Source organism: Williamsia sp. MIQD14, assembly GCF_051025635.1.
GTDB lineage: Bacteria > Actinomycetota > Actinomycetes > Mycobacteriales > Mycobacteriaceae > Williamsia_A.
Window position 1 is genome coordinate 1,339,000 of sequence record NZ_JBPFDG010000001.1, and the last position, 19,222, is coordinate 1,358,221.

General features: G+C 69.0%; 19 protein-coding genes and 1 pseudogene. 9 read left to right on the forward strand and 11 right to left on the reverse strand.

Annotation, left to right across the window (positions count from 1 at the left end; translation table 11 throughout):
* Positions 1–24: 24 nt before the first annotated feature.
* Positions 25–1,239 (reverse strand): hypothetical protein, encoded by a 1,215-nt coding sequence (locus tag ACQ7HM_RS05860; protein ID WP_434215270.1) that lies wholly within the window; start codon positions 1,237–1,239, stop codon positions 25–27.
* Between the two features lie 528 nt (positions 1,240–1,767).
* On the opposite strand from ACQ7HM_RS05860, the pseudogene ACQ7HM_RS05865 reads away from it, so the two are divergent.
* Positions 1,768–2,004 (forward strand): annotated as a pseudogene (locus tag ACQ7HM_RS05865) (trypsin-like serine protease); the annotation flags it as partial.
* Positions 2,005–2,028: 24 nt separating this feature from the next.
* Here ACQ7HM_RS05865 and ACQ7HM_RS05870 read toward each other — a convergent pair.
* The gene (locus ACQ7HM_RS05870) at positions 2,029–2,610 is read right to left on the reverse strand and encodes a TetR/AcrR family transcriptional regulator (RefSeq protein WP_434215271.1); all 582 of its coding nucleotides are present in this window, start codon (positions 2,608–2,610) and stop codon (positions 2,029–2,031) included.
* A gap of 111 nt (positions 2,611–2,721) precedes the next feature.
* On the opposite strand from ACQ7HM_RS05870, the gene ACQ7HM_RS05875 reads away from it, so the two are divergent.
* Genes ACQ7HM_RS05875 through ACQ7HM_RS05885 form a run of 3 tightly spaced genes read left to right on the forward strand, consistent with a single transcriptional unit; the run spans position 2,722 to position 5,096 of the window.
* Entirely contained in the window at positions 2,722–3,678 is a 957-nt protein-coding gene (locus ACQ7HM_RS05875; protein WP_434215272.1) for a DAPG hydrolase family protein, read from the forward strand.
* Positions 3,679–3,721: 43 nt separating this feature from the next.
* Positions 3,722–4,222 carry a DUF427 domain-containing protein gene (locus ACQ7HM_RS05880; RefSeq protein ID WP_434215273.1) on the forward strand — a complete coding sequence of 167 codons (501 nt, stop codon included), beginning with the start codon at positions 3,722–3,724 and terminating at the stop codon, positions 4,220–4,222.
* A 4-nt stretch (positions 4,223–4,226) separates the two neighbouring features.
* Positions 4,227–5,096 (forward strand): LLM class F420-dependent oxidoreductase, encoded by an 870-nt coding sequence (locus ACQ7HM_RS05885; RefSeq protein ID WP_434215274.1) that lies wholly within the window; start codon positions 4,227–4,229, stop codon positions 5,094–5,096.
* 4 nt (positions 5,097–5,100) lie between these two features.
* Here the strand turns inward: ACQ7HM_RS05885 and ACQ7HM_RS05890 are convergent, their stop codons facing one another.
* Complete coding sequence (locus ACQ7HM_RS05890) at positions 5,101–6,249, reverse strand: diguanylate cyclase (RefSeq protein WP_434215275.1); 1,149 nt, start codon at positions 6,247–6,249, stop codon at positions 5,101–5,103.
* A gap of 53 nt (positions 6,250–6,302) precedes the next feature.
* Positions 6,303–7,409 (reverse strand): diguanylate cyclase domain-containing protein, encoded by a 1,107-nt coding sequence (locus tag ACQ7HM_RS05895; protein WP_434215276.1) that lies wholly within the window; start codon positions 7,407–7,409, stop codon positions 6,303–6,305.
* A gap of 162 nt (positions 7,410–7,571) precedes the next feature.
* Here ACQ7HM_RS05895 and ACQ7HM_RS05900 point away from each other — a divergent pair, with 162 nt between their 5' ends.
* Positions 7,572–7,943: a nuclear transport factor 2 family protein gene (locus ACQ7HM_RS05900; RefSeq protein WP_434215277.1), complete on the forward strand. Its 372-nt coding sequence runs from the start codon at positions 7,572–7,574 to the stop codon at positions 7,941–7,943.
* Between the two features lies 1 nt (position 7,944).
* On the opposite strand, the gene ACQ7HM_RS05905 is transcribed toward ACQ7HM_RS05900, so the two are convergent.
* The 3 genes from ACQ7HM_RS05905 to ACQ7HM_RS05915 form a co-directional block, all read right to left on the reverse strand.
* Entirely contained in the window at positions 7,945–8,622 is a 678-nt protein-coding gene (locus tag ACQ7HM_RS05905) for an SDR family oxidoreductase (RefSeq protein WP_434215278.1), read from the reverse strand.
* Positions 8,623–8,658: 36 nt separating this feature from the next.
* Complete coding sequence (locus tag ACQ7HM_RS05910; RefSeq protein ID WP_434215279.1) at positions 8,659–9,285, reverse strand: TetR/AcrR family transcriptional regulator; 627 nt, start codon at positions 9,283–9,285, stop codon at positions 8,659–8,661.
* A 97-nt stretch (positions 9,286–9,382) separates the two neighbouring features.
* A complete protein-coding gene (locus tag ACQ7HM_RS05915) occupies positions 9,383–10,081 on the reverse strand; it encodes a YceI family protein (RefSeq protein WP_434215280.1) in 699 nt (232 codons plus the stop codon).
* Between the two features lie 103 nt (positions 10,082–10,184).
* On the opposite strand from ACQ7HM_RS05915, the gene ggh reads away from it, so the two are divergent.
* The 3 genes from ggh to ACQ7HM_RS05930 all read left to right on the forward strand — a co-directional run bounded on the left by ggh (position 10,185) and on the right by ACQ7HM_RS05930 (position 14,025).
* Positions 10,185–11,525 (forward strand): glucosylglycerate hydrolase, encoded by a 1,341-nt coding sequence (gene ggh, locus ACQ7HM_RS05920; protein WP_434215281.1) that lies wholly within the window; start codon positions 10,185–10,187, stop codon positions 11,523–11,525.
* Between the two features lie 89 nt (positions 11,526–11,614).
* Positions 11,615–13,021, forward strand: coding sequence for a hemolysin family protein (locus tag ACQ7HM_RS05925; protein ID WP_434215282.1), 1,407 nt, complete (start codon positions 11,615–11,617; stop codon positions 13,019–13,021).
* Entirely contained in the window at positions 13,018–14,025 is a 1,008-nt protein-coding gene (locus ACQ7HM_RS05930; protein ID WP_434215283.1) for a hemolysin family protein, read from the forward strand. The genes ACQ7HM_RS05925 and ACQ7HM_RS05930 overlap by 4 nt, the downstream gene beginning before the upstream one ends.
* A 43-nt stretch (positions 14,026–14,068) precedes the next feature.
* Here ACQ7HM_RS05930 and ACQ7HM_RS05935 read toward each other — a convergent pair whose 3' ends face one another.
* Entirely contained in the window at positions 14,069–15,226 is a 1,158-nt protein-coding gene (locus ACQ7HM_RS05935; protein ID WP_434215284.1) for an acyl-CoA dehydrogenase family protein, read from the reverse strand.
* Between the two features lie 134 nt (positions 15,227–15,360).
* Here ACQ7HM_RS05935 and ACQ7HM_RS05940 point away from each other — a divergent pair, with 134 nt between their 5' ends.
* Positions 15,361–15,759 carry a hypothetical protein gene (locus ACQ7HM_RS05940; protein ID WP_434215285.1) on the forward strand — a complete coding sequence of 133 codons (399 nt, stop codon included), beginning with the start codon at positions 15,361–15,363 and terminating at the stop codon, positions 15,757–15,759.
* Between the two features lie 7 nt (positions 15,760–15,766).
* On the opposite strand, the gene ACQ7HM_RS05945 is transcribed toward ACQ7HM_RS05940, so the two are convergent.
* The 3 genes from ACQ7HM_RS05945 to ACQ7HM_RS05955 form a co-directional block, all read right to left on the reverse strand.
* Positions 15,767–17,851 (reverse strand): PhoX family protein, encoded by a 2,085-nt coding sequence (locus tag ACQ7HM_RS05945; protein WP_434215286.1) that lies wholly within the window; start codon positions 17,849–17,851, stop codon positions 15,767–15,769.
* Positions 17,852–17,963: 112 nt separating this feature from the next.
* Entirely contained in the window at positions 17,964–18,353 is a 390-nt protein-coding gene (locus tag ACQ7HM_RS05950; protein ID WP_434215287.1) for a thiol-disulfide oxidoreductase DCC family protein, read from the reverse strand.
* A complete protein-coding gene (locus tag ACQ7HM_RS05955; RefSeq protein WP_434215288.1) occupies positions 18,350–19,159 on the reverse strand; it encodes an LLM class F420-dependent oxidoreductase in 810 nt (269 codons plus the stop codon). Before ACQ7HM_RS05955 ends, ACQ7HM_RS05950 begins: the two co-directional genes overlap by 4 nt.
* Positions 19,160–19,222 lie beyond the last annotated feature (63 nt).

The following is a 19,222-nucleotide window of genomic DNA, read 5'->3' on the forward strand; positions in this document are numbered from 1 at the left end:
TGGTCGCACGTCATCGCGTGGGTGTCACTGTCGGTGTCGGCCCCCCGCCGGCGCACCGACGTACTGCGGGTAGGAGATCTCGAGACCCGGGAACGCACGCTGGGCCTCCTTACCGAAGTTGATCACCGCGGCCGTCACCGAATCGCGAGCGGTCTGGGCGAACACCCCGGCTGCCTTGAACGGCGCATCAGCCGCGTCGTGGTCGATGTCGATGGGCACGTTCACCGCACCGATCTTCACCTGACCCTTCACGTCACCGTTCTTGGCGACCACGTAGTCGACCTTGTCGTTACCGGGCAGGTTCGAGCGGTCGAGGTGCAGCTCGTATTGGTTGGCGTCGGGGTTCGGCGGAGCCGGCTTCGACTTCCGCGGATCCTCTTGCGTGGCCCCACCCAGCGGTGCGTTCGGATCGGCACCCGGGTCACCGGCGCCGACCGCGTAACCGATCGCGCCGCCGATGACTCCGCCGACTGTCGCACCGAGGAGACCGCCACCGGCGGCACCGGCGATGGCGCCGACCGCAGGGCCTGCGGCGAGGCCGATGAGGGCGCCTTGGCCCGCGAACAGCGTTGCCGTTGCCGGAGCCGCGGGCCCGCCGATCACGGCGCCCGTGATCGCACCTGCAGCGGCACCGACTCCTGCACCGACCGGGAGACCGATGATTGCACCGGCAACCGTGGCCGGGATGCCGAGTGCGACAGCTCCGGCAGCACCGCCGACGAGAATGCCGACGGTGGTCGACGCGGCGGTACGGGCGGCCTGGTCCTTCGGGAAGCCGATGGACTCGTAGTAGGTCGCGGTGCGGGCCTCGATGGTCGCGGCCTGGCCGTTGAGGTTGCGGGCGTCGGCGTCGGAGAGGAACGCCGGCTGCGGGGTGCGGAAGTTACCGAGCTTGATGATGCCGGGCCGGGGCAGCACGGGGTTGACCGGCTTGGTCGGCTTGGGCGCGGTGATCGTCGGCGGGACCGGGTTGTAGGTGCCCGAGTAGACCGGCGGCGTGTAGCCGGGCGAGTCCTCGTAGATGACCGGCGCATCGAAGGTCGGCGCGGGGATGATGCTGCGTCCCTGCACGGGCGGAGGCGTCGGCGCGGGGGGAGGAGGCGTCGGCGTGGCAGGGGCGATGCCCGGTGCCATGTCGGTCGACGGGGGAGCTGTGCCGGGGGGCGCGGCGAACGCCTGACCCGCGGTACCCGCGGCGATGGCGGCGGCGAGCATCACCCCGGCGGTCGTCCGGGTCACCCTCTGCGGATGGTGAAGCGACACGGTCACTCTCCTCGTGATCGGTCAGGCGCCGGCAGGGGCCGGCGACGGCGGGTCGAGCGAAAAGGTACACGGCGGCGTGTGGCCTCGGCGTGCCCACGAGCGGGCACGACGATCCCGGCGGGTGATCGATGAACACCCCTCCGAGAGCGCACGGACAGCTCTCGGGAATCACCACGTCGGAAGCATGTGAAAGGAAGTCAATCATGGGCTTCTCCGCTGCTCAACACGACCCTGTGCATAAGTCCGAATACGGATCGCGGTGATCGGATCCGGCCGACGTGCTCGTGGAGGAGATGACCGACCGTCCCGCGGGCTCATCCGCCTCACAGTGGGCGTCGTGGACCGGTACGGGCCTCGTCGGTGTGGCGAACGGTGTCGATGATGACCGGTGTTCAGGAGGCGTCGTGAGGGGTGTGTGTCGTGGTCGGCTGACCGCCGTGGTCGTGGCGGTCGCCGCGGTGGCGGGGATCGTCGCGGGTCCGACGGTGGCGTCGGCGATGTCGAACGGCGGGAATGGTGTGCGCGCAGTCGCGCCCAGGTGTCCCATCGGTGCAGGCGGGTTTCGGCGACAGCGGCGGCCCGATGGTGATCGGTGACGGCGCGCGGGCTCAGCTGTTCGGGATCTTCAGCTTCGGTACCGAGACCGTCGCCGATGTCTTCACACCGGGGTTCAACGCGGCGACCGACGTTCGCGTCGCCGCCCTCCGCTGGCCGGCACTACGGGCGCACCTGCATCTGTGAGGCCGTACCCGCGTCTGTAGGGGATCAACGCGGAACGATGAGGTGGGCGATCTCGAGGATCTGATCGTCGGTGAGGGGCGTGGACCCGTACAGGGTCTGGCGATTCATCAGGCCGTCCACCGCGAGTCGGAACAGTTCTGCGGTCACCTCACTCGTGGTGCCCCCGGCCGTCTCGAAGCCTGCGCGCACCAGCTGCACGAACCCGGCCTGTTGCCTGTCGAAGGCGTCGCGGAGTTCGTCGTTCGTGCGTGCCTCGCCGCGCAGGTGATGGCGGGCCACGATGCGGTCGCGGTTGGCGTCCGACGTCATGTCGGTCACGAAGCCCACGAGGGCGGACACCACGTTCTCGTGCGTCCACGTCTCGATCGCGAAGTGGCGGGCGGCGGTCTCGAGGTCGCGCCGGAACACCTCTTCGAGGGCGAGTGACAGCAGTCGGGCACGTGACGGCGCGTGATAGTTGACCGCTCCGGCGCCCAGGCCGGCGGCGGCATCGACCGCGCGGTGGGTGAACCCGCGTGGTCCGCGCTCGGCGAGGACGGTCACCGCGGCAGCCATGATCACGTCGCGCCGACCGGGCCGCTCGGCACTGCTCTGGGCTTCCTCCACGACCAAGAACTTACGGTCCGATATCGGCCACCGACAATGCAGCATCGATCGCCGCGCACGTCGGCGACCGGATCGTTGACCGAGTCGGCGTCGACGACCTATGCTCAACAGATGTTGAGAACCTGGAATCCGAACCGGCGCACCCTCCTCGGCGCGGCCGGTGCCGGGGTGGCGGCGGCCACCATGTCGCTGGGGCGCGGCCCGGTCGCCGGGGCGGCACCGACGGGATCGTCGGAGGGGCCGATCACGCAGAGTTGCTCCGAGCGCTACGTGGGGTACCGCGAGGCCGATCAGGCCACGCCGTACGCCAAATACTTCACGGGCCACACCGATCCGGCGCCGCAGGTGGTGCGCACCGCATTCGACGGGCCACCACTGCCGCCGGCGTCGATCCCCGAATTCGGTCGCCTCACCCGCGATCTCGGTCCGTCGGGGTACTCACCGATCGAGGTCGGCTACGGCCAGCGGTCCGACGGGGTCCTCTTCGTCGCATGCCGCACCGAGATGCCCCGCGTGACCGCGGCGATGTGGGACTGGTGGTTCGGCTGGCACTCCATCGAGTCGGCGCGCTACAAGCTGTGGCACCCCGACGCCCACGAGTACGCGGCCCTGCGGGAGAACCGCACGACGGCCCCGATCTCCGACAAGGCCAAGTACATCGGCAACACCAGCTACGTCGACGAACTCGTCGGACCGAAGCTGCAGCAACTGGGCATCGACTTCCGCGATCCGGTCGCCAACGGGTTCACCGTGCCCGCCGATCAGACGATCATCTATGGCCGTGTCGGCAGCAGCATCGCCCCGGTCGACCTCGGCTGGCTCGCCCACCAGGTGCGGCCGGTCCCCGGCGGCGCGGAGATGCGCAGTCGCTTCTACCTCAACATCCGCGGCCTGCACGTGCCCGATCTCCCGCAGGCGGCGTGCGCCGTGGCCCGCGGGGCGTCGGTCGATCCGAGCGACCTGTTCCTGGGCATCGATCTCGCCCGCGACCTGCTGATGCACTGCGGTCAGGAGATGAACCACCTCGCACAGTTCCTGCCGGAGATCTACCGGGAGTTCCGCGTCTGAACCGACGCCGTCGCGGGGTGTTCTGCGTCCGTAGAGTGGTCCCATGATGCGTCGACCCACGCCCGACAAGCCCGCTCCCGGACAGGAATCGGTGTGGGATTACCCGCGACCGCCACGGCTGGAACCGTTCTCGGGATCGATCACCATCTCCCTCGGCGGCATCGAGATCGCCTCGACGACCACGGGGTGGCGGGTGTTGGAGACCAGTCACCCGCCGACCTACTACCTGCCGCGCGAGGCGTTCGTCGACGGCGTACTCCGCGAGACCCAGGGCGCCTCGTGGTGTGAGTGGAAGGGCGAGGCCTCCTACTTCGACCTCGTCACCCCCGAGGCCGGGGCGCCGCGCGCGGCATGGACATATCTCGACCCGACACCGGGTTTCGTGGATCTGCGTGGCGCGATCGCGGTGATGGCCGCGCAGGTCGACCGCGCCACGGTCAACGGCGAGACGGTGACACCGCAGCCGGGTGGCTTCTATGGCGGCTGGGTCACCAGCACCGTGGCCGGCCCGTTCAAGGGCATCCCCGGATCGATGGGGTGGTGACGGCATGAAACTCGCTGTGCACCTGGCGAACATGACCCTGCCCGGCGGGCCGGCCGCACTGGGCCCGGCGCTCGCGGGCGCGGCGCGCGCGGCCGATCAGGGCGGCGTCGAGACGCTGACCGTGATGGACCACTGGTTCCAGATGGAAAACCTCGGCGGACCGGACGAGCCCATGCTCGAGGGCTATTCGGTGCTGAACTTCCTCGCCGGACAGACCGAACGGATCCAGCTCGGCACGCTGGTCACCGGCATCACCTACCGGCACCCCGGACTGCTCGCCAAGACGGTGGCGACCCTCGACGTGCTGTCGCAGGGGCGGGCGCTGCTCGGGGTGGGCGCCGCCTGGTACGAACGCGAACACCACGGCCTCGGCGTGCCCTACCCGTCGACCTCCGAGCGCTTTGAACGTCTGGAGGAGACGATCGAGATCTGTCGGCAGATGTGGAGTGCCGACACCGGTCCGTACGAGGGCACGCACTATCGACTGGCCGAGACCCTCAACAACCCGCCGACACTGTCGCAACCGGGTCCGCCGCTGATGATCGGTGGCAGCGGCGAGAAGAAGACGTTGCGTCTCGTGGCCCGCCACGCCGACATGTGCAACCTGTTCGCGACAGGCGTCGACGAGGTGCGCCACAAGATCGAGGTGCTCGACGGACACTGCGACACCGAGAACCGCGACCCCTCGACGATCCTGCGCACGATCATCATCGCCACCGACCCGCTCGCCGACACCGACGCGTTCCTCGCCGAGATGGAGCGCTACGCCGCACTCGGCGTCGGTCAGGTGTTCGTAGGACCTGCATCCGACGACCCCGCGGGATGGGTCGAATCAGTTGTGCAGCAGGTCAAGCCGCGACTCGACGCGATCTGACGGCTCAGCCCGCGTACTCGTCGGCGGTGTCGTCGCGGTCGGTGTGCAGGCGCACACGGTTGCCCCCGGACCGTTTGGCGTCGTACATCGCGCGGTCGGCCGACCGGATGAGGTTCTCGACGACGGTCGCGGCGCTGTCGACCGACATCGCCTCGGCGTCGGCCCAGGCCACCCCGACGCTGGCGGTCACGCGCAACCCCTGATTGGGCGCGAGCACGGCCGTTCGGATCCGTTCGGCGAGCACGGCGGCCTCGCCGAGTGGTCGTCGTGCGACCACGACGAATTCCTCTCCGCCCATCCGGCAGGGGATGTCGGCGTCGCCGATGGTGGCGGCGAGACGGTGCGCGGTCTCGGCGAGGACCAGGTCCCCGCACTCGTGTCCCCGGGCGTCGTTGACGCGCTTGAACGCATCGAGATCCAACACGATCGCGACCACGACGTCGTCGGGTCCGCGCGGACGATACCGGCCGACGGATGCCACCGCCTGCTCGAGGCCGCGACGATTGGGTAACTGCGTCAACGGATCCCGGCGGGACTCGACCGAGTCGGAGCTCAGCATGCCGAGCAGCACCTGCGAGGTCGCCGGGATCACGAGGTTGACCAAGATCACCACCATCGCCTTGCTGATCGCCATCGCCGGATCCCCCGCGACGGCGGTCATCGTGGCCAGGACGGCGGTCACCAGCGTCACCATGGCGACGTGCGCCGCCAGGACACGGGTGTTGTGGAAGAAGGCGCAGTACCCGCCGACGACCGCGAAGACCGTGGCGCCGGCCAGTCCCGCGAGCGGCAGGCTGTCGCTGAACAGTCCCAGTGTGATGAACACGTCGGCGAGCGCGACGAACGTGATCGACCGACGGCGATCGGGCCATGCCGTCGTCATCCACAGCACCGCCAGTGCGCAGCCGCCGACGCCTGCGATGACGGCCGTCGTGTAACGCACCGGTCCCGCGGCGCCGTCGGGGCTCGCCATGTTGACGAACGGGATGATCGATATCAGCGCGGTGGTGAAGGCGACAGCGAGTCGGACGAACGCTCGCAGGGAGTGCATCTCGAGGTAGTCGGAGAACCACTGGAAACGGTCAGGCTTGCCCCAGGCCGCCACCGCCAGATGCAGGACGGTACGGCGCATCTCCCCCACGGCGCTGCGCACCCGATGCACGGTACGCGGTGAAACGTCGACGATCAGGGTGAATCAGCGGGTGATCATGCGTCCGGGCCACCGGCGACCACCGGGGGGACGGCACTCCAGTCGATCTCCACGCGGTCGCCGCCGGCGTCCTGCGCGGACTGCATCGCCACACCGGCGCGGTGCAGCAGGTCGTCGATCGGGGTCTGCACGTCGGCCGCATCGATGGGTGTCGGCGTGAACGCCACGCCGACACTGGCGCTCACGGGCACCGGGTCGTCGACGTCGAAGACGAGTTCGCGGAAGCGGTTGGCGAAGATCTCGACACCCTCGTGCGTGACGCCGGCCAGGGCCGAGAACTCCGCGTCACCGGTGCGGGCGACGAAGTCGCCGCCGCGGACACCCTGTGCGAGGCGGCCCGCGACGCGCTTGAGGACCTGCTCGCCGCGCTCGTGGCCGTCACCGACGGCGATGTCGTGGAACTGGTCGAGGTGTACCCGGACCACGACGAGGTAGTCCTTGCGGTTGAGGGTCGTCAGACCGGTCGACGCAGCGGAGTACAGACCGTGTCGGGTGAGGACTTCGGTCAGTGGATCGCGCATCGGCTCACCTCTCTGGGTCAGGTGCCTGTTCCCGGCCACCGCGAACCCATGATGCAGTATCAGCGGCAGCACGATGGCGGCCACTGCCGCCTCGACGGCGAACGGCGCCACATCGCCGGCCGACGCCGCCGACTGCGAGACCCCGACGACCGCCGTGAGCATCACGATCGCGGCCGAGGCCGCGGCCTGGCCGTACACGACGGCGGTGACCGAGAAGGCCGCGGTGAACGTGCCGAGGAAGACCAGCGTGATGGTGGCCGCGAGACCGACCCGCGGATCGGCGGGGGACAGGGCCGCCACCAGGGTCGCGAGGTCGGCGACGACGATGAACCCGAGAAGTGCCGCGGCCGACGTGCACCGACGGGTCGCCCAGAGCACGGTGGCGGCGATCGCGACGGCGATGGCGACGACCGCACCGACCACGCGCAGGCCGGAGTCGGGGCCACCGGGTGCGGTGGCGGCGACCGTCCAGCCCACGGCGGCGAGCAGGCACAACACTGCGATCCCGGTCGACAACGCGCGGGCGCGACCACCCGGATCCAACGGTCCCCCCGACAGCGATCCCCCACGGTTAGTCGGCACGACCACGATTGTCTACGACGTCGTGGTGTTTTGGGGCTCTTAACACGAAGCAGTCGGGGTCGGAGGAGATCGGCGAGGAGCCGATCGGGTCGAATCGCCGCGGTCGGTGATCTACTCTGCTCGCAAAGATAGAACACGTTCTAGTTTCGAGAAAGGTGATCGATGAGCAACGAGCAGATCGCGAGTGCGGTGCAGGCGTACGTGGAGCTGGTCGGATCGGGGACGGCCGAGCAGGTCGTCGACCTCTACGCCGAGTCGGCGACCGTGGAGGACCCGATCGGCAGCGACATCAAGTCGACCCGCGAGGCGCTGCTCGAGTTCTACGGCGTCATCGCCCAGCTCGAGCGCTCGACCGAACTCAAGTGGATGCGGATCGCCGGCGACACCGCGGTGTTCGAGTTCTCGCTGGTGACCGCCGCGGGCGACGCGAAGTTCGAGGTAACCCCCGTCGACATCATGCGATTCGACGACGACGGCCGCGTCGTCAGCATGCGGGCGGTGTGGGACCCCGCGACCGACCTCAAGCAGATCTGACTCAGCGACGTCCGGTGGGGCGCAGCACGATCTCGGTGGGATGCGCGTCGCGCGGTGTGGCGATCGCATGTGCCACCGCCGCGGCGACGGTCTGCGGCGTGAGGAACCGGGTGGCGTCGTACTCGCCGCCCTCGATGTCGACGAGTTCGCGCTGCATGTCGGTGTCGATGCGACCAGGGAACACCGAGGTCACCCGCAGGTCGGGTTCCTCCTCCCGTAGCGACTCGGAGAACGCGCGCAGCGCGAACTTGCTCGCGGCGTAGGCACTCCACCCGGGTCGCGCGGCGCGGCCGGCACCGGAGTTCACGAACACGATGTGCCCGTCCACCTCGCGCAACGCGGGCAGCAGCAACCGCGTCAGCTCGGCGGCGGCGATGAAGTTGACCTCCATGATCCGGCGGTACTCCTCGGCAGGGGTCTCCTCGACTGGCGAGATGCCGCCCACCCCGGCGTTGTGTACGAGGACGTCGAGGGAGGTGATCGCCTCGGTGGCGGCCTCCACCTCGTCGTGGTCGGTCAGCTCCACCGACCACGTCGACGACCCTTCGAGCTCCACCGCGAGATCGTCGAGTTCGGCCGACGGACGGCCGCCGAGCAGCAGGTCATGGGTGGGGGCGAGGGCACGTGCGATGGCGGCACCCAGGCCGCGGCTCGCACCGGTGATGAGGGCGGTGGGCATGGACCCACGATAGGCACGAACGGCGGTCGGCTGCGGTCAGACGTCGGCGGTCTGCGTGCGCGCCAGGCCGACGACGGCGGTCATGGCCTCGACGGCGACCTCGACGATCTCGCCGACGGGTCGGTTGTCCTCGACGACGAGTGCGGTCATCTCCTCGACCCCGCCGACCAGGAATCGGGCCGTGTCGACCGACAGCGGGTGGAACCCGGCGGTGCGCATCTCGTCGGTGGCGCTGAGTCCGACGAGCAGGGTGATGAATTCGTCGCGGGGTCGGCTCGCGAGGGTCACCGCGGGGTCGCCCAGTGACGGCAGTTCGCGTACCCAGCTGCGGATCACCGCGGGGTGTGCGGCCACCGCGGTGAAGTAGGCGGTGACGGCCTGCCGGATCTGATCCTGCCAGCCCGACCGCGGGTCGACGGCGGCGGCGACCTCGGTCAGCATCACCGAATGCACCGAGCGCAACAGCGCGAAGTAGCAGTCGTCGCGGTCGCGGAACTCCTCGTAGAAGGTCCGACGTGACGTGTGCGCCCGCTTCACGACGTCACCGATCGTGACGTCGCGGTACGGCGATGCCGCCAACGCCTCGGCCATCCCGTCCATCAGCCGACGCCGGTAACCGGTACGTCGGGTGTCGGTGGGGTCGGCGTCAGGCGTGACGGTCACTGATGTCCTCTCTCAGGTGCCGGTGGAAGGTCGGCGTTCGGCGCGGATCGCGTCCACGCTACCGAGCCGTCGGCCTCGACCACGGCGACGCGGACGGTCACGACCTGGCCAGATTGACCAGGAACTCGATGCTGCCCGTCTTCTCGACGGTGACGAAGTTGCCGATCGACGGTGCCTCGACCCCGAAGTCCGACCACGTGACCGGGATCGAACCCTGCACGATCACCGACGCCCCCGAGCGCGCCACCGCGAGGTCGGTGGTGACCGGACGCTCCACGCCCTTCACGGTCATCGTGCCGGTCGCCGGAACCGTGGCGCGGGCGCCCGAGGCCGGGACGCCGGAGATGTCGACGGGCCGGGTGATGGTGAACGTCGCGGTCGGGTGCGCGGACGTGTCCATGATGTTCGCGCCGCGGAATCGGTTGTCGCGGGATGAATCCGGGCTGCGGATGGAGGCGACGTCGACGGTGATGGTGCCTGATTCCAGGGTGTTGCCGGTGACGGTGATGCCGCCGGAGACCTGTGTCGTGCGTCCGTTGACGGTGATGTTCTCCCCGCGGAGCACCTCGTCGACGCGGTAGCCGGCCTGGGTGCGGGCGTCGTCGGTGCTCGGGCCGGGCACCACGGTCCAGTTCCCGGCGACGTCGACGGTGGCGCCCTGGGTCTGCGACGGCAGCGCGAGTTCGGCGTCGGCGTCGGTGACGATCCAGTTCTTGTAGACCCATGGTCCGGCGGCGAACGCGACGATCGCGAACACCACCACGATCCCGGCGGCCCACAGCAGCTTCTTCGTCATCGTGCTCACATCCGTCGTCTCGGGTGTGGCAAACCTTACCTAAGCAACCTGTGAGCGTCGTGTGACGAGCGAGGGGTGCGGCGGTCGAGGCAGAATGTGCCGGGTGGCGAACCTCGGCTTCACCCCGACCCAGTTGTCGGCGCGCGCGGCATACCTGTTGCGTGGCAACGATCTGGGAACCATGACGAGCGCCGCCCCGAGGCTCTATCCCCACATGTGGAGTTGGGACGCGGCATTCGTCGCCGTCGGTCTGGCGCCGCTCAGCGTCGAACGCGCCGTCGTCGAGCTCGACACGCTGCTCTCGGCGCAGTGGTCGAACGGGATGATCCCGCACATCGTGTTCGCCAACGGTCGCGACGGCTACTTCCCGGGACCGGCTCGCTGGGAGGTCTCCCGTCTCGCGGAGCACGCACCGACGACGGCGGACACCTCCGGCATCACCCAGCCCCCGGTGCACGCGATCGCGGTGCAGCGCATCCTCGATCAGTCGCGCCGACGTGGTCGCACCACCCGTCAGGCGGCCAACGAGTTCATCGACCGCCGGTGGGGGAACCTCATGCGGTGGCACCGGTGGCTCGCCCACGCACGCGATCCCCAGGGACGCGGACGGATCACGCTGTTCCACGGGTGGGAATCGGGTATGGACAACTCGCCGCGGTGGGATGCCGCCTACGGCAACGTGGTTCCCGGCGCCGATCTGCCGCACTACACCCGCGCCGACCTGTCCCACGTCGCCGACCTGACGATGCGACCCACCGATCTGGAATACGACCGCTACCTCTGGCTGGTCGAGCAGATGAAGCGCGTGCACTACGACGACGCGCTGCTGCCGTCGGTCATGAGTTTCGCCGTCGAGGACGTCTTCGTCAGCGCCATCTTCGCCGTCGCCTGCGACGTGCTGGCCACCATCGGGGAGGACTACTCGAAACCCCGGTCCGACGTCCGCGACCTGCGGGCGTGGGCCGACCGATTCCGGGCCGGCGTCGTCGCGGCGACCAGCGAACGCACCGGCGCCGCGCGCGACTTCGACCTGCGTGCGGGTCGATGGGTCAACACCGAGACGATCGCGTCGTTCGCGCCGCTGCTGTGCGGGGGACTGCCCCGCGAGCGTGAGCGGGCACTGATGCGGATGTTCGAGGGACCGCGGTTCTGTGGTCATCCGGATCTCAAATACGCTGTCCCGCCCAGCAACTCGCCGATCGCGGCGGATTTCAAACCGCGGGAGTACTGGCGCGGGCCGGTCTGGCCGGTGATGACGTGGTTGTTCTCGTGGGCCTTCGCCCGGCGCGGATGGCCGGAGAAGTCGGCGCGACTGCGCGAGGAGGGGCTGCGGCAGGCGCAGGACGGGTCGTTCGCGGAGTACTACGAACCGTTCACCGGCGAACCGCTGGGCAGCATGCAGCAGAGCTGGACCGCGGCCGCGGTGCTCGACTGGCTCGACTGACGACATGCGATCCGATGCGTGTCGACGGTGGCGCACTCGGCCGATGAAGCGTAAAGGAACTTTTACCCGGGATCGCTCGTAGAACTGTCGTGACGATCCTGGGAATCCTCGCCGGCATCGTGGTGGTGCTCATCATCACCGCGTTCACCGGGTACTTCGTCGCGCAGGAGTTCGCCTACATGGCGGTCGACCGGTCGCGACTCAAGGCCGCCGCGGCCGCAGGCGACCGCGCCGCGCAACGCGCCCTCGGCGTGACCCGCCGCACCTCGTTCATGCTCTCGGGCGCCCAACTCGGCATCACCGTGACCGGCCTGCTCGTCGGGTACGTGGCCGAACCGCTGATCGGCGAGGGGGTCGGCGAACTGCTCGGCGGCATCGGCGTCGGCGCGGCCATCGGTGTCGCGATCGGCACCGTCGTCGCGGTCGTTTTGTCGACGGTGGTGCAGATGCTCTTCGGTGAGCTGTTCCCCAAGAACCTGGCCATCGCCCGGCCCGAACCCGTTGCGAAATGGCTCGCCAGGTCGACGACGCTCTATTTGTCGGCGTTCGGATGGCTCATCTGGTTGTTCGACCAGTCGTCGAACGTCTTGCTCAAGGTCCTCGGTATCAAGCCGGTGCACGACGTCGAGCACTCGGCGACACCGCGCGACCTCGCCCACATCGTCGCCGAGTCACGCGCGACCGGTGAACTCGCACCGGATCTCTCGGCATTGCTCGACCGCATCCTCGACTTCCCCGGCCGCACCGCGGTCCACGCGATGATCCCGCGTTCGCGGGTGGACACCGTCGCCGCGTCGAACGACGTGTCGACCGTCCTCGCCGCGATGGGCACCGGCCACACCCGCTACCCGGTGATGGGCGACGATCCCGACGACCTGGTCGGCGTCATCACCCTGCACGACCTGCTCGTCGACGACCCCCGCGGTGTCGCCGGCGACCATGTGCGCCCCGCGGTCATGGTGCCCACGACGCTCCCGCTGCCCGTGGTGCTCACCACCCTCGACCGGGCGAACGCCGAGATGGCGATGGTCATCGACGAATACGGCGGCTTCGCGGGCATCGTCACCGTCGAGGACATCGCCGAGGAACTCGTCGGTGACATCGCCGACGAGCACGACGCCGACACCCCTGTCCAGATCACCGGCTCGCCGGCCGACGGCTGGTCGCTGCCCGGCGGGATGCCCATCGACGAGGTGGAGCGGATCATCGGATACCGCCTTCCCGCGGGTGATTACGAGACGCTCGCCGGTGCCGCGATCCATGCCGCCGGGGGCTTTCCGGAGTGCGGCAGCACCGTGACCATCGAATTGCTGGGCGACGCCGCCGATCTCGTGCACGAGGACGATCCCCCGATTCGCGAACTGGCCGTGGACGTCGTCGCCGTCGAGCGCATGGTCCCCGCCCGCGTCCACGCCCGGGTCGTCGTCCGCGATCTTCCCGACCACACCGACACCGACCGCACCGGCCACGCCGCAACCGAGGAGACGACGCGATGAGCAATCCCTGGGTACTCGTCATCGTCACCGTGGGCCTCATCGCCGCGAGCGCGTTCTTCGTCGCGATCGAGTTCGCGTTGATCGCCGCACGACGCCATCGGCTGGAGGACGCCGCGGTCGACTCCCGCGCCGCCCGGGCCGCGCTGCGCAGTGCCTCGGACCTGTCGGTGCTGTTGGCCGGGTCGCAGCTGGGCATCACCGTGTGCACCCTGGCGTTGGGTGCTGTCACGAAACCCGCTGTGCACTACTGGCTCACGCCGCGGTTCGAGAGTCTCGGTGCCCCGCTGTGGGTCGCCGACGTCATCGGGTTCGTGCTCGCGCTCGTCATCGTGACGTTCCTGCACCTCGTGGTCGGCGAGATGGCGCCGAAGTCGTGGGCAATCGCCCACCCGGAGCGCTCGGCCACCCTGCTCGCGATCCCGATGCGCGGCTTCATGTGGTTCACCCGACCACTGCTCGTCGCGCTCAACTCGGCCGCCAACTGGTGCCTGCGACGTGCGGGCGTCGAGCCGGTCGACCAGACCGACGGCACCCAGGACACCGACGGCCTGCGCCATCTGGTGGAGCACTCCGGCACGGTGGGCACTCTCGACGAGCGCTATCACGGCCGTCTGATCAGTGCGCTGGAGGTCGAGCGCCTCACCGTCGGCGACATCGTCGGCGAGTCCGTCCCGGCGACCGTCGACGTCGGGTCACCGATCTCCGAGATTCGTTCTGCGGCACACGCCACCGGCCATCTGCGCCTGCTGGTGTGGGCGGCGGGCAAGATCGTCGGCGTGGTGCACGTGCGCGACGGTCTCACCGCGCCGGAGGGTTCCACGGCCGGCGACATCATGCGGTCGCCGCTGTGGGTCGACGCCGACGAGCCGGTCCATCAGGTGTTGCGCACCATGCGCGAGTCCCGCACGCATCTCGCGGTCGTGCAGGCACCCGGGGGAGGCGAGGTACGCGGGGTCGTCACCCTCACCGACGTCGTGGATCGCCTCCTGCCCGCACACGCGTAGCGGTCCGTGTCGTCGGACGACACGAACTGCCGGCGACGTTCGGTCAGCGCAGCAGGGCGCGGGCCATCACCACTCGCTGGATCTGGTTGGTGCCCTCGTAGATCTGGGTGATCTTGGCGTCGCGCATCATCCGCTCCACTGGGAAGTCGCGGGTGTAGCCCGCGCCGCCGAAGAGCTGCACGGCGTTGGTGGTCACCTCCATGGCGACGTCGGAGGCGAAACACTTGGAGGCCGAGGCCTGGAAGCTCAGCGCCGGCTCGTTGCGTTCGGCGCGGGCGGCGGCGGAGTAGACCAGCAGGCGGGCGGCCTCGATCTTCATCGCCATGTCGGCGATCATGAACTCGACGCCCTGGAACTGCGCGATCGACTTCCCGAACTGCTTGCGCTGCTTGACGTAGTCGATGGTGGCGTCGAGCGCGCCCTGAGCGATGCCGACCGCCTGCGCACCGATGGTGGGGCGGGTGTGGTCGAGGGTGGTGAGCGCGGTCTTGAACCCGGTGCCGGGGTCACCGATGATGCGGTCGCCGGGGATCCGGCACTTCTCGAAGTAGATCTCCGCGGTCGGCGACCCGTGCAGGCCCATCTTGCGTTCCTTCGGCCCGACGACGAAACCCTCGTCGTCGCAGTGCACCATGAACGACGAGATCCCGTTGGCACCCTTGTCGGGATCGGTCACCGCCATGACCGTGTACCAGGATGCTCTGCCTCCGTTGGTGATCCAGCATTTCGCGCCGTCGAGCACCCACCCGTCGCCGTCGGCACGGGCCCGGGTCCGCATGGCCGCGGCGTCGCTCCCCGCCTCCCGCTCGGACAGTGCGTACGCGGCGATGGCCTCACCGGAGGCCACCGATGGCAGCACCTGGCGCTTCAGCTCGTCGGACCCGCGGAGGATGAGACCGGTGGTGCCCAGCTTGTTGGCGATGGGGATCATCGACGACGCCGCGCAGACGCGAGCGACCTCCTCGATGGCGATGCACACCGCGACCCCGTCGGCGCCCTGGCCACCGAACTCGTCGGGGACGTGCAGTGCGGAGAAGCCCGCCGCACTCAGCGCCGCCAGGGCCTCGTCGGGATAGCGCGAGTCCTCGTCGACCTCGGCCGCGTGGGGCGCGATCTGCTTCTCCGACAGGTCCCGGACGGCCTCGCGCAACGCAACATGCTCCTCGGGCAGCGCGAACAGGTCGAAGTCGGTGGTGGTCATGACGGGCTGCCCCTCGGGTTCGCGGACTCCGACGCGATGAGCGATCGGTGAACCGATGTTAACCGGGATCCGGACCGTGATGAGGCCCCTGCGATGGCCGGGCGCCCGGTTGTATCGTCGTGCCCATCTGATCCGTGAGCATGCAAGGGGGAGCCGTGTATCTGCCGTCCGTTCGAACCGCCACCGCGACCTGGCTGGCGGGTACCGCTGCAGCGCTCGTCGTCCAGGGAGTGTTCCCCGAGAAGTTCGCCGGCACCACGGCGTGGGGTGTCAACGCCGGGTGGCAGCGCGAGATCGCGATCTGGAATCTCGGGACGCTCGTCGCCGGTGGCGCCATCGTCGCGGGCGACAAGGACCCGGTCCGCGCCCAGCTCCGTGGTCTCACCGTGCTGTCTGCACTGTTCGGGACGAATCACGCTGTGGCCGCGATTCGCTCGGGCAAGCCGGGCAACATCGCCTGGGCCGTGATCAACGGCGCCGGGGTCGTGTCCTCGGTCGCCGCGCTCGCACGCCGCGAGGCGCCCGGGCACTGAGGCCCGGTCACACCCCGATCTTGCCGCCGGTCTTCCACACCGCGACCACCGACGGCCGCGGTTGGGCCGATCCGCCGTCGGGCCAGTTCGATGCGGGTGCGTCGGCGCTGGCGTCGTCGGTCTCGCCCGGGTGCTGCACGCACACGATGATGCGGTCCTCGGTGATGATCGGCCCGCACGTCTCGGCGCCCTTGGGCACCGTGAGGAACTGCTTGGTCTCACCGCGATTCGCCCCGTCGAGCGCGACGGCGAACAGCCCGTCGTTGCTCTTCAACGCGTTGCCGTCGGTCGAGATCCACAGGTTGCCGTGCGGGTCGAAGGCGACGTTGTCGGGGCACGAGATGGGGCTGACCTTCGTCTTGTCGAACCCGCCGTAGTAGGTGTCGGCCGCAGCGGGGTCGCCACAGACCAGCAGCAGCTCCCAGGTGAACGCGGTACCGGCGTGGTCGTCGGTGAACTCGATGATCTGGCCGTTCTTGTTCTCGTTGCGCGGGTTCGCCTCGTCGGCACCCGCCTTGCCGTCGGTGCCGCGCTTGGTGTTGTTGGTCAACGCGCAGTACACCTTCCCGGTCTTGGGGTGCGGCTCGATGTCCTCGGGGCGGTCCATCTTGGTCGCGCCGGCCTTGTCGGCCGCGATACGGGTGAACACCGCGACCTCGGCGGCGGTCATACCGTCGATCCTCGACTCCGACGTCCCGTCCTCGTTCACCGTCAGCAGCGGGATCCACGTGCCCGACCCCGCGAACTTCCCGTCGGCGGGGAGCTTCCCGGAGCCGTCGATGCTCTGCGGGGAGTCCCCGGTGAGCTTCGCGACATAGAGGGTGCCCACCTCCAGGATGCGCATGTTGTCGCGCATGGCGGAATTGCCGTTGCCCGAACGGATCTTGCGGCTCGAGACGAACTTGTAGATGTACTCGAAGCGTTCGTCGTCGCCGGTGTAGGCGACCACGGTGCCGTCGGAGGTGACGAAGATGTTCGCCGACTCGTGCTTGAGGCGGCCCATCGAGGAATGCTTGATCGGCGTCGACGACGGATCGTGCGGGTTCACCTCCACGATGTAGCCGAACCGGTTGGCCTCGTTGGGGTTCTTCGACAGATCGAAGCGCTGTTCGTAGCGACCCCACTGGTGGTAGTCCGACTCGTCGGCGAAGCTGTAGCGGTCGAGCCGCTCCTTGGTCGACGCGTCGGAGATGCCGTCGGCGCCGGCGAAGTAGTTGTTGTAGTTCTCCTCGCCGGAGAGCATGGTGCCCCACGGTGTGAGACCGCCCGAGCAGTTCGCGATGGTGCCGAGGATGGTGGTGCCGGCGGGGTCGGCGGAGGTCTTCACGAACTCGCTGCCGGCGGCCGGGCCGGTGAGGGTGAACGGCGTCATCGCGGTGATCCGCCGATTGCGCTCTCCGACAACGGGGGTCAGCTTCCCGCTGCCCGATTCGGCGGCCACCTCGACCACGGTGATCCCGTGCGCGGCCATCGACACCCGCGCCTGGTTCTCGGTCGGGTTCTTCGCCGTGTAGCCGACGAACATGAACTCCTCGGTCGTGTACTCCTGGTTGCACACCAGGTAGAAGCGGTCGGCCTGACCGTCGACGGCGATGAGACCGGCGAAATCGTTGTTGAACCCGAACTGCTTCTCCTGCGCCTCCGGGGTCTGCGCGGCGAAGTCGAACGCCGGTGCACCGGGGATCACCGGATCGCCCCAACGGATCACCACCGACTGCTCGTAGCCGGCCGGGATGACCACGGCGTCGGTCGTGTTCGGTGCCACCGCGGCGAAATTCATACCGTCGCCGGTGCCCGTGCCGGTCACCGGCGGGGTCGAGGGTGCGGCCGTCGAGGAGCCACCGTCGTCGCCGCAGGCGGCGAGAGCCGAGGCGGCACCGAGACCGATCGCCGCGGTCGCCGTGCCCTTGAGCACCGATCTGCGCGACACCATCGACCGCACCACGTCGCCGAAGTACTCGTTGTCGCTGGTGTTGCCCGGCTCCTGCCAGCACGCCTCACCACACTTGTACTTGCACGTGACGTGCGCGCGGCTCGACGAACCGGGTGCCGAGGAGGCGGGGGCGAACAGGGGCAGCGCGATACGGACCACGAGAACTCTCCCAGGGCTGTGGGGGATGGGTGGGACGGCCGAACGCTACGCAGCCGAGGTAAAGGCTTCCCGTGGAGAAGGTAAATGGTTGGCAAAGTGCCTGGCGACAGCCTCAGCGGCAGTCGGCAGGGGCGTCCTGGCAGTGCGGGGTGACCCCCGGGAAGTACTGGCGATGGGTGGCGACCCAGCGATACGCCGCCTCCTGCGCCTGGTGCACGCCGGGGATCCGATAGACGCGCAACGGCAGCGACGTGCCGAGGGCCGCCGCGACCGCGGCGTTGGCGGCATGCGCGGCGGAGTACACGGTCCCGTCGTCGCCGAGCCACCAGACCGACTCCATCAGCGATTCGGGAGTCGCCCCGACGCGGTCGGCGGTGCCCGCCGACTGCAGGGGTTCGGTGCGCACCTTCCCGGTCCGGTTGAGTCGCTGCAACAGATCTCGGGCTCGCGTGCACATGCCGCAGTCGCCGTCGAAGTAGAGGACTCCCGGTGTCGGGCTCATGTCAGCGAGTCGCGCCACCGGCAGAGTTCGGCGACGGGCGCGAGTTCGTAATCGGGACCGCCGACGCCGACCGTGAAGAAGGTGACGCCCTCGGCGTGGAGCTGCTCGGCCCGCTCGACGACGCCCTTGAGGCCGTCGGCGAGAGCGGCCTTCGGGTCGAACTCGACGCCGGCGGAGTGCTCGATCTCGGCCGGGTCGCGCCCGATGTCGGCGCAGTGCGCCTCGAGCACGCCCGACTTGTGGCGGTAGGACTCCGGGTCGACGAAGTAGTGCCAGGTGTGGGCGTAGCGCGCGACGTGCTTGAGCGTCTTCTTCTCGCCGCCGCCACCGATGAGGATCGGGATCTCGCGTGTGGGGGCCGGGTTCAGCTTCGACCACCGGTCGACGATGCGGGGCAGTGCCTCACCGAGAGCGTTCAATCGTGAACCCGCCGTGCCGAATTCGTAGCCGTACTCGGTGTAGTCACGCTCGAACCAGCCCGAACCGATGCCCAGGATGAGTCGTCCACCGGAGATGTGGTCGACCGTGCGCGCCATGTCGGCGAGCAGTTCGGGGTTGCGGTAGCTGTTGCACGTCACCAGCGCGCCGATCTCGATGTTCGAGGTCTGCTCGGCCCACGCGGCGAGCATCGTCCAGCACTCCAGATGTGAACCCTCGGGGTCGCCGTAGAGCGGGAAGAAGTGATCCCAGTTGAAGGCGACGTCGACGCCGATGTCCTCGGCGCGGCGTACCGCGTCGCGGATCTGCGAGTAATCGCTGAAGTGTTGTGGCTGGAGCTGGACACCGATGCGCACCTTCTTGGCCATGGGTCCAGTCTTACCCGTCGGGAACGATCTTCGCTGCCGGTCGGCTGCGACGGTCCCGACCGT

Bases quoted from the DNA above. Each gene is read 5' to 3' on its own strand.
- ACQ7HM_RS05915 (WP_434215280.1), bottom strand. From the start codon at position 10,081: ATGACGAAGAAGCTGCTGTGGGCCGCCGGGATCGTGGTGGTGTTCGCG.
- ACQ7HM_RS05955 (WP_434215288.1), bottom strand. From the start codon at position 19,159: ATGGCCAAGAAGGTGCGCATCGGTGTCCAGCTCCAGCCACAACACTTC.
- ACQ7HM_RS05885 (WP_434215274.1), top strand. From the start codon at position 4,227: ATGAAACTCGCTGTGCACCTGGCGAACATGACCCTGCCCGGCGGGCCG.
- ACQ7HM_RS05905 (WP_434215278.1), bottom strand. From the start codon at position 8,622: ATGCCCACCGCCCTCATCACCGGTGCGAGCCGCGGCCTGGGTGCCGCC.
- ACQ7HM_RS05950 (WP_434215287.1), bottom strand. From the start codon at position 18,353: ATGAGCCCGACACCGGGAGTCCTCTACTTCGACGGCGACTGCGGCATG.
- ACQ7HM_RS05930 (WP_434215283.1), top strand. From the start codon at position 13,018: ATGAGCAATCCCTGGGTACTCGTCATCGTCACCGTGGGCCTCATCGCC.
- ACQ7HM_RS05935 (WP_434215284.1), bottom strand. From the start codon at position 15,226: ATGACCACCACCGACTTCGACCTGTTCGCGCTGCCCGAGGAGCATGTT.
- ACQ7HM_RS05880 (WP_434215273.1), top strand. From the start codon at position 3,722: ATGATGCGTCGACCCACGCCCGACAAGCCCGCTCCCGGACAGGAATCG.
- ACQ7HM_RS05900 (WP_434215277.1), top strand. From the start codon at position 7,572: ATGAGCAACGAGCAGATCGCGAGTGCGGTGCAGGCGTACGTGGAGCTG.
- ACQ7HM_RS05875 (WP_434215272.1), top strand. From the start codon at position 2,722: ATGTTGAGAACCTGGAATCCGAACCGGCGCACCCTCCTCGGCGCGGCC.